The organism is Aureibaculum luteum (assembly GCF_003449015.1).
Lineage (GTDB): Bacteria > Bacteroidota > Bacteroidia > Flavobacteriales > Flavobacteriaceae > Aureibaculum > Aureibaculum luteum.
In genome coordinates this window covers 356,288-371,825 of record NZ_QRGD01000002.1, presented here as the reverse complement: position 1 = coordinate 371,825, position 15,538 = coordinate 356,288, and the positions used below count along the sequence as shown (strand labels likewise).

The following is a 15,538-nucleotide window of genomic DNA, read 5'->3' as shown; positions in this document are numbered from 1 at the left end:
AATAGGCTTTTATAAAGTATAAATTAAATCTTTAATTCATCGAATAAAGTAATCAGCTTTTTATCTGAAGGTCTTGGAGCGTTTGAATTAACAATATTACCTTGAGGATCTATTAATATAAAACGAGGAATACCCATAATTTGATAATCTTGTACAAATTTTGAACTAGAATCATTATCCGCTATCAATTGAATACCACCTAATTCTTTTTCTGTTACCATTTTTTTCCACTTGTCATGATCCTTTTTCTTATCTATTGACAAACTAACAAATACTATGTTTTTATCATGATATGTTTTTTCTACCTTTTTCAGTGATGGTATTTCAGCAAGACAAGGGCCGCACCATGTTGCCCACACATCAATATAGACATACTTACCTTTTAAATCGTCTAACGAAGTAGTACCTCCTGCATGATTTTCATAATTTGTAAATTGTGGAGAAACATTCCCTTTTGACACTGATTTTATTTTAGTGTATGTTTTAGTAATTTCTTTTTTATTATTTTCATTAGTTGAACCCTCCATAAAAGTGTTATAAAAAGTTTCTAAATCATCTGTATATGAAATTTCAAATTTACTGTGATTGTATAATAGCCCATTCTTAATGGTCTGATTGGGTGCAGATGAAAATGATTTTAACGTTACTAGACTTCTAGACAAGGTTGAATCTGCTTCCAAAGTCTTTTCTGCTTTTTTTATATAATGAGAAGTAACTAAACTAACATAAGCTTGAGATGATAAAAAATCTTCCTCATTATTAAAATCTAAATCTTCAAGTCCTGTTAAAAAACCTTCAGACACTTTAAATTCTGGCTTTTTAGCATAATGTTTATGATAAGATTCATAATTGTTTAACGCTGATAAATATTCGTAATTTAGATTTCTTTTTTCCTTTGTTCTAAAGTCATTAGAAATACTCGTCATCGAATCTAATAACGCTTCATTTATAGCCTTTATTTCGTTAGATTTCTTCTTATAGGCTTCTTCTTCCAATTCAAAATAGGAATTACCTGGTCCTTGCAAACTTTTTATTTTTTTACCTTTCGCCAAAAAATAATTACCTATATCAGCTCCAACGCCAGATATTTTTATTGTTTTGTCAAAGTCATCACTATCGTAATTTATTTGAATATCATTACCTTGTTGTAAATGAATTGGAGTCACACTTTTACCGTCATATAAAACAAAATCACCGAACTTGGCTCTCATGGTATCTCTAAATACACCATCGTCTGAAACCTGAATAGTGTCTATAAAACTCATATCTCCACTATAGAGTCTTAATAATCCATCGCCTTTATTAATAACTTTTCCAGAAATAATTGCATATTCAACCGCTGGGCTCTCACTTTTACATGCCGACAACATAATTAAAATACTAATTGCGTAAAATACTTTTTTCATAATTTAATTGTACGTATTTGATTAATGAGGGTAAATTTAATTAAAAGAATTGATAGGAGCTTTAATTATTTTATTGCTTTTATTTTATTTATTTCATCCTTTAATTTTTTAACCATCTCTGGATATTTTAAGGCAACATTATGCTGCTGTCCTATATCTTCTTTCACATTATATAATTGATAAATCGTATCTCTTCCCGTTTCAATATTGGTGAACTTCCCTGTAGTTTTTGGGCCTTTATGTGGTGGAATTAATATCCAATCTCCATGGCGAATAGAAATTCCATTCGTTCTACCTAAAATTAAACTTTCCCTTCCTAAATCTGATTTTCCCAGCAATGCATCTATCACATTTTCACCATCTTCAGTTGTGTTTTTTTGTCCCGTAAACGAAGCGAATGAAGCCGGTAAGTCCATTTGCGAAACCAAAGCATTTGAAATGTCTGGTTCAATCGTGCCTTTCCACATTAGCATAAATGGCACATGCGTTCCTCCATCGAAAAGGCTATACTTCCCTCCTCTTAGATTCCCTGCTGGTGTGTGATTCCCATTTTTTTCAACGGCATCACTTTTATAACCATCATCTAGTACAGGACCATTATCACTCGAAAAAATTATAATCGTATTTTCTGTTAGTTTTAATTCATCTAGATAATCTAACAATTGTCCAACATCCCAATCAGCTTCAATAATTACATCACCTCTTGGACCTAGACTAGATTTCCCAGCAAATCGAGGATGGGGTACTCGCGGCACATGTGGTTGATGCAAACTATAAAATAAAAAGAATGGCTTTTCTTTATTACGGTCTATAAATGCCTTTGATTCTCGTAAAAAGTCATCTCCCATGTTTTCGTCAGTAAATAATGCTGATTTACCACCACGCATAAATCCAATCCTCGAAATTCCGTTATGAATACTCATGTCATGCCCGTGACTAGGATGTAATTTTAGTAATTCTGGATTCTTTTTTCCTGTTGGTTCACCTTCAAAGTTTTCTTTGTAGCTCACTTCAATCGGATCTTTAGCATCTAAACCATCAATGCGATGCCCTTTAACATAAACAGATGGTACTCTATCATTTGTTGAAGCCATTATATAAGATTCATCAAAACCTATTTCTAATGGTCCTGGTTTAATTTCACCATTCCAATCCATATTTTCACTACCTAACCCTAGGTGCCATTTACCAACTACACCTGTAGTATAGCCCGCATCTCTTAACATAGATGGTAAAGTTTGCTTACTCGTATCAAAAATTAGAGGAGCATTTCCTGGGAGTACTCTAGCATTTTTCTTTTTAAATGGGTAATTACCAGATAACAACGCATAGCGACTTGGACTACATGTAGGTGAAGCCGCGTAACCATTCATGAATTTAATACCTTCATTCGAAATCCGATCAATATTTGGTGTTTTTAAAATCTCACTTCCATATGCACTAACATCACCAAAGCCCAAATCATCGGCATAAATAACTATAATATTAGGTTGTTGATTGGTCTCTTTTTTTTCTTTTTCGCTTTTGCAAGAAATGAAACTCAAAGCCATCAACAACGTAAGTGCTTTTATATTATGTATCTTTAACATAGACCTATACTTTTTAAATTATATTTTATAAATATAATTCAATCTTAACAATTCTAATATTTTAAAAGACAAACAACTTAAATAATTCAACGAATGTAGTTTATTTCCGTTGTTTATCTAATTTAAAGGAGCTATTGTCTAAAAAATTCACCTCTTTTAAAATTTTATATTTATTTTAGGATCTATTAGAAAAATTAACAATTTCAAAAAATGAAAAAAATACCCCTTACTATTTTACTATTGTTTTTTGGTTATTACAATTTAATTGCCCAAAACATCAAAAAACCGAATGTAATTGTGATTTATACAGATGACCAAGGTGCAGGCGATTTAGGTTGTTATGGTGCCACAGATATTTTTTCGCCAAACATAGATAAGCTTGCAGAAGATGGAATCCGGTTTACACAAGCTTATGTAGCAGCACCTGTATGTGCTCCTTCAAGAGCTGCTTTATTAACAGGTAATTATCCTCAAAGAGCTGGTGTACCAGGAAACACGTCTGCAAGTATTGGTTCAGATGGTTTACCTGACGAACAATATACCATGGCCGAATTATTTAAAGATAATGGTTATAAAACGGCTCATGTAGGTAAATGGCATTTAGGAATGAGTGAAGCCAGTAGCCCTAATAATCAAGGTTTTGACTATTATTTTGGACATTTACGAGGTTGCATTGATAATTATTCCCATTTTTTCTTTTGGGAAGGGCCTAACATTCATGATTTACATGAAAACGGTAAAGAGGTATTTTATGATGGAAAATACTTTCCTGATTTAATGGCAGAAAAAGTGGATGCTTTTATAGATAAAAATCAACCGGATCCTTTCTTTTTATTTTATGCCATTAACATGCCACACTATCCCTACCAACCTACTCAAAAATGGAAAAATTATTATTCAGACAAAGGCGTCGAGTTTCCAAGATCTGATTACGGAGCATTTATTTCTACAATTGATGAACGCATAGGAATGCTAATAGACCAACTTGATAGCTTAGGATTACGAGAAGACACCATCATTGTTTATCAATCTGACAATGGTTATTCTACAGAAATGCGTGCTTTTAATGGGGGTGGTAGTTCTGGACCTTATCGTGGAGCAAAAAGTAGCCTATTCGAAGGTGGTATACGATTACCAACCATTATAAGCTGGAAAGGAAATTTACCCGAAAATAAGGTGAGTAAACAGTTTTTATTAAATACAGATTGGATGCCAACGCTATCGAAATTATGTGGATTGGAAAATAATAAATCCACAATTGACGGTATTGATTTGTCTTCAATGTTAATGAACACACAGCAAAAATCACCAAGAACGTCTGCGTTCTGGAAATATGGAAGTCAATGGGTAGTCCGAGATGGAAAATGGAAATTAATTGCGTACCCAAAAGACACATCTCATAAAGGAGAACTTGATTTGGAAGGTGATGCTTTGTTTTTATCAAACTTGGATGAAGATGTATCAGAAATGACAAATTTGGCTTCAAAACATCCAGAAATTGTAAAAAAACTAATAAAAAAATACATTGAATGGGATTATGGTTCTATCGATGACGTTCCTAAAGAAACAAAAAAAGTAAACCATTTGGCCGTAGATGCAATTATTAAAAGCACCTTGCCTTTGCATGCCAACTATAAAAATATTAAAGTATTAACAGATGGTAAAAGAGGTTATTTAGATTATAGCTCAGGACAATGGATTGGTCAAGAAGGCCAAGATTTAGAATTTTTCATTGACTTGAAAAAAGAACAAAATATAGAAAAAATTTCTTGTGGCTATTTAGAAGATTCAGGGAATTGGATTTTCAAACCTAAACAAGTTTCTGTTAGTTTTTCTTCTAATGGTAAAGACTTTAAAGAATCACTATTTTTAACTGACGAAGAAAACAACAAAAATAAAAATACCTTTAAAGGAAAATTTAGTGTTGAGAAACCATTCACAGCAAGATATTTAAAAATTAATATTAAAAACATTGGGGTATGCCCTCCTACTCATCAAGGTGCAGGTAGTAATGCTTGGTTATTTATTGATGAGCTCTATATAGAGTAAAAGTACAAACTATTCAGTATGCTGTGCGTTCTCAATTTCTTGTTTTAAGCCAATAAACGGTAGAAATAAATTGTTATGTTACACAACTCTTTAGTAGGTTAAAAATCCTAGATGTATCACTCAAATTAAATATCTTTTTATAAAAAAAAAGAGCTAGACTTCTCTAGCTCTTTAATACTAATTCAAATTACTCAACTTAAATATTATTGCTATTTCCCTATAAAATGTTATAATTAGTTGATTACTGTAAAAGTAAATAAGAAAAAAACTCTTATTATAAAATATTCGACGAATGACAGTTCCAAAAGTCTAAACATCAAAAATTTAAACTTATAATAAGTATTATTTCTATTATCACATCATGAAAAATTCTATCCCAAAATTGATTTTTTTATTCTTTTAATTACTTTTACGAAGTTCCTCCAAACTAAAAAATTCAACGGCTTGGAGGTAATCATTATTTTTAGCTGCCAAAATGATGTTTTTATCACCAATTTCAATCATTTTCATGTCTTTTACATCGTTTGGCGTGTAAAAACCACTTTCTTGAATAGAAACTGAAGTGAAATTACCCTTACCATCTCCATGTAACAGTAGCCCTGTACCTGCATCATTACGAGGTGTTTCTATCTCTGATACATATAAATTTCCTGAAATCAGCATGTCTTTATTACCATCCAAATTATAATCATCAATTAAAATGCTATTTATTGAAGATACTTGAGCCAATGATGGCAAAGGTTTAATAATAAATTTACCATCACCTCCATTTTCAATAATTGCGGATGCAAATGTTTTTGCTTTTAAGTTCAATGCGTCAGTGAGCGTACTACCATAAATATTTTGTAAATTAGAATTTCCAAATTCTTCATAAGTTGGAAATTTCTCTTTTAGCGATGGAATTTGTTGCGTTGAACAACTTTTACCTCTTACAGGAAACGCAATTCCATGTTCATAATAACTCAACACAATATCTAAACTTCCATTACTGTCAAAATCATAGCTGTAAACTTCAAAAGGTTCTTTTGAGTTTGCTTTATATTTGTAATTTAAACCGAGATTACCAACAATGATGTCATTATCTCCGTCATTGTCCATGTCCGCCGTTTTAACTTCATAATACCATCCTTCGCTATTTGGAATGGTTTCTTTCTTGAAAGTACCATTTTCCGATTGCATAAATAAGGTTACTGGCATCCACTCACCTACCACTATTAAGTCTTCAAAACCATCATTATTATAATCTGTCCAACTTGCAGCAGTTACCATTCCTAAATCTTTCATCTCAGGGGCTATTTTATCTGAAGCATCAATAAATTTTCCTCCAGTATTTTCCAGTAAATAACTATTTGCTGCATGCGGATATTTTCTCGGTGTTAATCGTCCACCAATAAAGAGATCTAAATCGCCGTCTTTGTCAAAATCAAAAGGCATTACACACGATCCACTAGTAAGGTATTTCGGTAAATTATTGCTTTTGGTAAATTTCCCTCTGCCGTTATTTATATATAACCTGTCTTGTAACGCAGTATCGCCTTCATTAAATTCATTACCACCACTTACAACAAATAGATCTAAATCTTTATCATTGTCAACATCTATTAATGCGATACCCATATCTTCACTAGCCTTGTCTTGAGACCAAGCTCCATCTATAATTTCATCAAAAGTTCCTTTATTATTTTGTATATATAGCTTCCCTGAATACCCTGCAGCACCGCCTAAATAAAAATCTTCTTTATTATCACCATTTACATCACCAACACCTATGGCAGGTCCAAATTGCGACATTTTATGTGGAAGCAATACTTCATAAGCATAATCATCATTTTTATTCTCTTGATGGTTCACTTTATCTAAATTAAGAGATTGGGTTACATCTTGAAATTGTAAAGTTTTATTAGGTTTATCTTGAGTTGCTTCTCTTTGTAACTCTTCTGTCTTTATCTGATGGACTTTATTTACCTCTAAATTAGAAAGTGTTGAAGTTGTGCCATCATTCCATTGAATTATGGCCTTATCAATAATTTTTTCATCTCCAATTCCAAAATGAGCTACATCTTCACTTTTAGACATAAACCCTCTCGAATTCGTTATTTGAACAACTTGCAACAATGAATCTTTTTTATACAATGCTATTTTTGTCCCATAAACAGGTTCGTTATTATCAGTAACAAACTTAAAGCGTATATAATTACCTAATCTTCTGTCTGTAGTTGTATTTTTATATAATGATGCGGTTTCATTAATATTATTCACAACCAAATCTAAATCACCATCTAAATCAAAATCGGCGTAAGCTGCTCCATTTGATAGTGTTGGTATTTCCATGCCCCAATCTTTTACTTTATTATTAAAAGTTAAGTCTCCGTTATTTTTATAAATATAGTTCGGTAATTTATCTGTTGGAGCCATATTTACAAAATCCATCACGTCTATCATGGCGTTCGGATTTACTCCTTTCTGTTGGGCTACCTTGTTTATACTATCAACTTTCTGGTCATATTTTGTCGTTAAATCGCTATAACGGTTATTGTAAACAACGCCGTTGGTTACAAAAAGGTCTTTAAAACCGTCGTTGTCAAAATCGGCCAATAATGGTGCCCAACTCCAGTCTGTACTTGTAACGCCCGCGAGTTGACCTAATTCACTAAACGTACCATTTCCATTATTTCTTTGTAATGTATTAAACATATATTGATAGTGACCACCTTTATTTACGATAGACCAAAACTGTTCGGGATTCATACCACTCATGTTCGTTTTAATCCTTTTATGATCTTCTGCTACCATGTCTACGACCATAACATCTAAATTTCCATCATTATCATAGTCCGCAATATCGTTACCCATACTAAAGTTTGAAATATGTTTAGTGGCCGTGCGTACTTCATCTTTAAAAGTGCCGTCTTTTTGATTAATATAAACATGATCCGCCACATCAAAATCATTGGAAACATAAATATCTTGCCAACCGTCGTTGTTAAAGTCTCCTGTAGTTGCTGATAATCCGAAAGCAAAATTTCTAAGATTGGACTTTTCGGTATAATCTTCAAATTTTCCATTGCCCAAGTTTTTATATAATCGATCACTAAAAGCAATATCTGGAAACTGTTCTAAACTCATTTTATCTCCAATGTTTGGGATACTTGGCGGTTGATTTATAACGTAAACATCTAACAACCCATCGTTATCAAAATCGAAAAAGGTCGATTGCATGGAAAAACCTTTATCATCTAAACCAAAAGAGGATGCTTTTTCGGCAAAGGTTTGGTCTCCATTGTTAATGTATAACTGGTTTTGACTTTTTTCATTTTCTAGATAAGTAAACCTACAAACATAAATATCCTTATCGCCATCATTATCAATATCTACAAACGTTACGCCAGTTGACCAATTATTATCCTTGGTAATACCCGCTTTATCAGAAATATCTTCAAATTTTAAATTTCCCTTGTTTAAAAATAATTTATCCCTTACTTGATTTCCCGTAAAATAAATATCGTCCAAACCATCATTATTTATATCACCAACGGCTACGCCTCCACCAGATATAAATTGAGAGTTTATCATATGATTGTTCTCTCTGGTTTGCGTTATGGTGTTTTCGAAAGTTAAATTAGAGTCATTAGAAGACACCAAGCTAAATAATGTATTCTCGTTTTTTGCCGTAGCAGTACTACTATCATTTTCCTCGCTTTTATTACAGTTTGTTAACACGAAAACTGCTAGGGTAATAATAATTTTGTATGTTTTTGTCATATAGTTCCAATTAAAAAAATACTTAATGCTACGTGAATACTAATAATTTAGACTAACGTCATACTTAATTCATTTAAGTATCTCATCACTATTGGTGAGTACCTAAAACAAGTTCAAGGTAATGTACTTTATGCAATAATTCTTTTATTTATATAAAAATAATTCTACTGCAAAATAAAAAAAAAGAGTTGTTTTTAGATTAAAAACAACTCTTTTTATATAAATAAACTTAAATTTTAAAAATTTGATGCAGAACCAGTGTCCCACCAAAGTCTAGTACTAATTAAGTCTGGACCACCAAGGAAACCTGTAGCTTCAGCAACTGAAGATGCATTGTTTTCTCTCTGGCTTGTTAAGAATACTTGCCTTTTTAAGAATTCATTTGCTGGTATTACTCCCCAATCTGCACTACTATCATTTTTATAATTGTAAGGTAGTTTTGGGTATCCAGTTCTACGATGATCTACCCATGGCTCGATTGAGTTTGTATATCCATCAATCCATTTTTGGGTAATAATTTTTTCTAGCTTAATTTCATTACTTGCCCCATCATCCCAAGCTACCGTATTTGTAATTCTAGATACAAAATCATTAATTGGACCTGGATCTGCTTTAGGATCATTATAGTCTAATGGCAAACTCGTATTGTCTGCTAAATACTCTGCAGCACTACCAGCACCCCAATCTGCAAAAGAAGTACTAACGCCAGCCTCATAATTCTCTTTGGCATCACCTGCACCAGCCCAACCTCTTAAGGCCGCTTCTGCCTTTAGAAATTTAACTTCAGCAGCGGTGAAGCAACGTCGACTTTCAACACTATTAAAATCATCGCTTATATTAGAATAACTCAACCTATCACCTTTTGCAACTAAAACCGCCCCATTTCTTATTCCTTTATAAGGATAATCAGGATGATCTGGATATAACGTATCATCAGTTGCCGGATCAAAGAATTTAGCAACTCTAGCATCTTTATATCCTATAAGGATAGACTCCATTGAAGCACTCATTCTCGTATCTCCCCAACCAAAACTAATTCTTGCAGGAGGGAAAATACCTCCATATAAAGAAATTAAAAAATTATCTCCGTTAGCTTCTATTAAACCTCCTGGTTCGCTCAACGCTTTTTCTCCTTGGGTCTTCGCCAAAGCAGGATCTACTTTTGACAAACGCATTGCCAAACGCAAACGTAAACTATTGATCAATTTGTTCCATTGAGGAATACTCCCTCCATAACTAGCATCAAATTTTCCAAGTCCACCGTAATCAGTATTTGCATTAAAAACCGCCTGAATTTCATCTAACTGCGTAAAGAATGCATTATAAAGTACTGGTTCTGAATCATACAAGGCAGGTTCTTCACCAAACTTTGTAAATATAACTGGACCATGGTAAGCTGTTAATCTAGACATCCCTAAAATTCTTATTAATCTTGCCCATTCTACAAAAACAGGGTAACCTTCAGCTTCTGCAACTTTCATTACCTGAGCAGAAGGAGACATAATGCTACCGTAAATTCTATTCCAATAGGTATTCCAACTAATATAATATGTCGTATTATTTATTCCACCTAAAAAATTTGTTGGAGTTCCCAAATGTCTTACCCAAGAATCATGAGATAAGTTGTGCTCAATTTGGTCGCCAAATAGATTTTTTAACATGGGCGGATAAAATGCCCCTACATTGTTAAAATCTTGTGTTAATGATTCATCAGTAATCTGATAAGGGTCTTCATTTAACTTTTCAAAATCATCTGTACATGCACTTAAATTAAATAAAAGTGCTGTCAAAAATATATATATTATTTTTTTCATTTCTTTTCTTATTAAAATGTTAAACTTAGGTTTAAACCATACGTTCTCGTTGATGGTAAATTGTAATTATCTGAACCAGGTTCATTTCTTCCTGTACTTTGAGATAATTCAGGGTCATATGGTGCATCCTTATGGAAAAAGAATAGGTTGTTTCCTATAAAAGATAAGGAAGCATTTTTAAGCCAATCAACACTATCAACCTTAAAATTATAAGATAATGATAATTGAGCTAACCTGATACTTGTTCTGTCATAAATATGAGCTTCATCAATACCATTTCTACCACCAACAGCATCATAATACGTAAAAGGATCAATTTGAGTAACTGCTACACCATTTTGCACCGCATTAATATTTTCATAACCTCTATCTCTAGCTGCCGCAGATCTTTCTGAAACACCGTTACCATCAAATAAAGCCTCTGTTTGGCTTACTGTATAACCACCAAATTTACCATTAATCTGCATATTCAAGGCCCAGTTCTTATAAGTAACTGTATTGCTCCAACCAATAGCATAGTCTGGCTCAGCGTTACCTATTAATTCTCTTGTTGCCGTTTTTCTTGGTCTTCCACTAACATCATCCAACATAATTCTACCTTCGTCATCTCTCAAAAATTTAAAGGCATACAAATCACTAATAGCTCCTCCTTCAATTAAAGTATATCTAAAACCTTCAGAACCACCTTGACCTATAGTCTCTACACTTGGATGCAATTCGATAATTTTATTTGTATTTTTAGAATAGTTAATTGCTGTATTCCAAGATAAATCTTCAGTTACAATTGGCTTACCAGTTAAGGTAAGTTCAACCCCTTTATTTTCAATTTCACCTGCGTTAACGAAAAAGGAAGTATAATCTTCAATAGGTTCATTTATCTGAATGAACTGATCTTGACTATTTATATTATAATACGTAAAATCAATACCTAATCTACTTTGAAAAAATCTAAAATCAAATCCTATCTCAGTAGTTGTAATAATTTCCGGTTTCGCATCTAAAAATGGTTTAACAGTATTAAATCCAACAGAACCATCTGCATTAATATTATGTCTTGGGAAAATTCTGTTATATGGTACTTCATTACCAATCTTAGCATATGTACCTCTTAACTTAGCAAAACTAATTGCCTCTGGCATTTCAAACATTTCGCTTAAAATTGCCGTAAGACCGACAGATGGGTAAAAATAAGAATCATTACCCGTCAATGCTAACGTAGATGCCCAGTCGTTTCTACCAGCAACGTCTAAAAATAGCATTTCTTTAAAACCTATAGTTACGTTACCAAATAAAGATTGTTTTTCTATTTTACTAGTTTTACCGTTATTTAAATTAGATCTAACTTGAATTACATCCGTTAAATTATTGAAGTAAAACTCATTGGCATACAGCAATTGATCTTCTGCTGCACCAGGGTATACTCCCACACCATTACCGTAATTAGTATTTTGGTAGGTGGCTCCTCCTAAAGCAGTAAGAGAGAAATCACCAAAGTTATTGGTGTAACTTAAAATACCATCCAAATAGGTACTCGTATCATCATACTTTTCATAAATCCAGTTTCCATTTGCCGAAACTGTTGTTGTATTACCACCACCGTTACGTATTGTTTCATATTCTTTTACTGCATAATCCATATTTCCTCTAATTTGAAAAGTAAGCTGCTCAGTAATGTTATAATCTAAATTTAAACTTCCAATAACCCTTTTAGTTTTGTCTTCTTGAGATTCTTCATTCAATAACCAATATGGATTTGATTGATGATGGTCAACTACAAACCAGTTTTGTTCATAAACATTTCTATCAGTGTTAAACGTTCTATAATTATCACCTCTAAAGTCATTAATATCTCTGTCTCTTGGAAACCAATACAAACCAGTAAGCGGATTGTTGTAATACCCTGCTCGGTTTCTATTATCTGTTTTTTCTTGTGCTAAAATAATATTAGAAGTAACTTTAACTTTATCATTAAACAATTTTGTAGACTGCTTAAATGATACGTTATTTTTACCGTAATCATTACCAGGTGTTATACCAGATGCCGTAGTATTTGCATACGAAAAATAGGCTTGGGTTTTATCATTACCACCGCTTACCGAAACTGAATTGAAGTAATTTGCTCCAGTTTCAAACCAATCATCCACATAACTACTATCATAATCTCCTCTAGTAGTCGACCAGTTTTCTTTAGCACCACCTTCACTACCATATCTGTATTGCAATTCTGGTAATGCGATAATACTTTCAAAAGTAATACCTGAATTTACTTTAACAACTGTTGTCCCCGCTTTACCACTTTTTGTTGTAATTACTATAACTCCATTCGCACCTTGACTACCATATAAGATAGCAGCATTTGCTCCTTTTAAGATACTCATACTTTCAATATCGTCAGGGTTTAATTGAGATAAACCATCTCCTTGATCAACACCATCCCAAACTCCTGGTTGACTACCTCTGTTGTTTACCATAGGTATACCATCAATTACAAATAGAGGAGAACTATCTCCACTTAAGGATTTACTACCTCTAATTTGAATTTTGGTAGAACCACCTGGCCCTGAACTACTTTTTCTAATTTCTACACCCGCTGCTTTACCAGAGATACTGTTAACAAAGTTAACGTCTCTGGAATTTGTAAGCTCTTCGCCACCAACAGTTTGTTGGGCATAGGCTAATGTTTTTTCGGCACGTTTAATACCTAAGGCTGTAACAACTACTTCGTCTAGTTGTGTACCTTCTGCCAAGGATACATTAATAGTGGTTTGTCCACCGACTACAACTGCCTTTTCGGAATAACCTATCATAGAAAATTGCAATGTTGCCTCTTCTGAGACTTCAATGCTATAATTTCCATCAAAATCGGTTGTTGTTCCATTGGTAGTTCCTTTTTCAATAACATTTGCTCCTGGAAGAGCAATGCCAGATTCATCGGTAACCTTACCAGTAATAGTTTGAGCAATAGCTCCTTGTAAAAAGAGTAATGCCACAAGCATAAATAAATACCTAAATTTTTGGTTCATAATAAAGTTTTTGAGTTAATAAGGTAGGAAAGATAGTTAAAATTTTCTTAAAATTGAATAACCAATTCGACTAACGACAGTTTTTAACGCACAAACGACATCTCTACGTTAATTAATCACATTTTTAGATCATTATTTAACAAAAAAAGAGCCTGATTTCTCAGGCTCTTTTAAACTATTAATATATTCAGTATTTAATTATTGCTTCGCATACCATAATTTAGTAGCTTGTACATCTTCTCCTTGAGCTGCAACGGCCGCATTGTAATTAGCTTCATTACTTGTTTGCTCAGCAGTACCATAACGTAAACGTTGAGGGTATTGTCCAGCTAAATCACCGTCTGCAAAAATAACTTGGTTATTAACTCCTGTAGCTAATTCAGATGGATAACCTGTATCTCTAACAACAGCCCAACCTTCAAAACCATCAGTATATGTATTTAACCATCTTTGAATTGCTATTTTTTCTAATTTTTGCTCCATGGTACCAGCAGAAATATCTGCTATTGCTGATTGAGCTATATATGTATCTGCATCTCCACCAGAAATACCCCAAACTTTCATAGCCTCTTTTATACCCATTGCTAATAATTCTTGAGCATCACCAGTACCTAAACCTCTAACTGCAGCTTCTGCTTGTAAAAAATAAGCCTCTGCACTTGTGAGTACAATTTCAGGATACATAGCACCATCATTTTTAGCTCTTATTACTAAATCAGAAGGCGTACTGAAAAATTTAAAATTAGCAAAAGATGACATTTCACCTCTTAATCTAGTCGGTTGGCCAATATATTGCCCTGCTGGTACATTAAAGGTAACTTGATCTGCGGCATCCGTTCTCGTATATGTAGCACCTGCGGCATCAAAAATACTTGATAAAAAGTTCGCACGAACCCAAAAGTTGTCCGCTGTTTCACCACTGGCTGGCTTGGTAATAGTTACCTCACCACCTTCAACAGGTTTCGCAAATACCGACAATCTAGGATCGTTATAATTTCTTAAATGATCAATTAGTGTTTTACCAACTGTCCATTTAGACCCTAAACCACCAAAGTTATGCCAAACATCACCATATGCAGCACTCCCCCATTGACTAATGATTTCATCCTTATCCATTAAAATACTACCAGAAGTTGCATCTAATAAATCTGCTGATAATGCTTGATTAATTGCTCCTGTTGCAAAATCATCTCCAGTTGCTCCTAGAGCTCTCATTCCTATTCGTAATTTTAATGTATTGGCTAATTTTTTCCATTTCTGTAAATCGCCACCACAATACACATCATTCTCACCGAGGTCATTAATACCTGTTCCAGTTCTCTCTGCATCACCGATAGTAGCCATTGCTGCATCTAAATCAGCAATAATTCCTTTATAAATATCCTTTTGAGCATCATATTTAGGTGTTACAATTCCTTCAACACCAGCTTCACTATAAGGTACCATACCCCAAGTATCCGTATACATTTGGAAATACAACGATTTCATGATTAAACCAACGGCGTACATGTATTCATTTTCAAATTCACCACCAGATTTTACTAATTTCATAAAACCATCAATCTTACCAAACTCTCCTGATAACCAACCCCATGCAGCATCAGTATATCCTGAAGAATAATCATAACCTAAACCGTCACTCCACCAAGAACCACTATGTCCGAATGTGAAATGACCAGCATAACGGTCCGTATGAATTAACTGAGCTCTCCAATAAGGATAGCGATCTTCAGCATATAATTTATACTGAGGCTCTGTAATAAAGAATTTTGCACTTACATCATCTGCTGTAAACCCATTTGGGTTTTGATTGATCTCATCGAAATCACCAGTACATGATATTAACGTACCTACAAAAATCAATAAACATAATTTAATTATATTTGTTTTCATAT

At 33.3% G+C, this 15,538-nt stretch carries 7 protein-coding genes; 1 reads left to right on the top strand and 6 read right to left on the bottom strand.

Annotated elements, in window-relative coordinates; translation table 11 throughout:
- Positions 1–23: 23 nt before the first annotated feature.
- Both D3P13_RS06755 and D3P13_RS06750 read right to left on the bottom strand, forming a co-directional pair.
- Entirely contained in the window at positions 24–1,406 is a 1,383-nt protein-coding gene (locus tag D3P13_RS06755) for a TlpA family protein disulfide reductase (protein WP_117880557.1), read from the bottom strand.
- A 65-nt stretch (positions 1,407–1,471) separates the two neighbouring features.
- Positions 1,472–2,995, bottom strand: a complete 1,524-nt coding sequence (locus tag D3P13_RS06750) for a sulfatase-like hydrolase/transferase (protein WP_117880556.1) — start codon at positions 2,993–2,995, stop codon at positions 1,472–1,474.
- A gap of 210 nt (positions 2,996–3,205) precedes the next feature.
- Here D3P13_RS06750 and D3P13_RS06745 point away from each other — a divergent pair, with 210 nt between their 5' ends.
- A complete protein-coding gene (locus tag D3P13_RS06745; protein ID WP_117880555.1) occupies positions 3,206–5,044 on the top strand; it encodes a sulfatase-like hydrolase/transferase in 1,839 nt (612 codons plus the stop codon).
- 399 nt (positions 5,045–5,443) lie between these two features.
- Here D3P13_RS06745 and D3P13_RS06740 read toward each other — a convergent pair whose 3' ends face one another.
- The 4 genes from D3P13_RS06740 to D3P13_RS06725 form a co-directional block, all read right to left on the bottom strand.
- Positions 5,444–8,806: a VCBS repeat-containing protein gene (locus D3P13_RS06740; RefSeq protein WP_117880554.1), complete on the bottom strand. Its 3,363-nt coding sequence runs from the start codon at positions 8,804–8,806 to the stop codon at positions 5,444–5,446.
- A 236-nt stretch (positions 8,807–9,042) separates the two neighbouring features.
- Positions 9,043–10,620 carry a SusD/RagB family nutrient-binding outer membrane lipoprotein gene (locus tag D3P13_RS06735; RefSeq protein WP_117880553.1) on the bottom strand — a complete coding sequence of 526 codons (1,578 nt, stop codon included), beginning with the start codon at positions 10,618–10,620 and terminating at the stop codon, positions 9,043–9,045.
- Between the two features lie 11 nt (positions 10,621–10,631).
- A complete protein-coding gene (locus D3P13_RS06730; protein WP_117880552.1) occupies positions 10,632–13,643 on the bottom strand; it encodes a SusC/RagA family TonB-linked outer membrane protein in 3,012 nt (1,003 codons plus the stop codon).
- Positions 13,644–13,841: 198 nt separating this feature from the next.
- Entirely contained in the window at positions 13,842–15,536 is a 1,695-nt protein-coding gene (locus tag D3P13_RS06725) for a SusD/RagB family nutrient-binding outer membrane lipoprotein (protein WP_117880551.1), read from the bottom strand.
- Positions 15,537–15,538 lie beyond the last annotated feature (2 nt).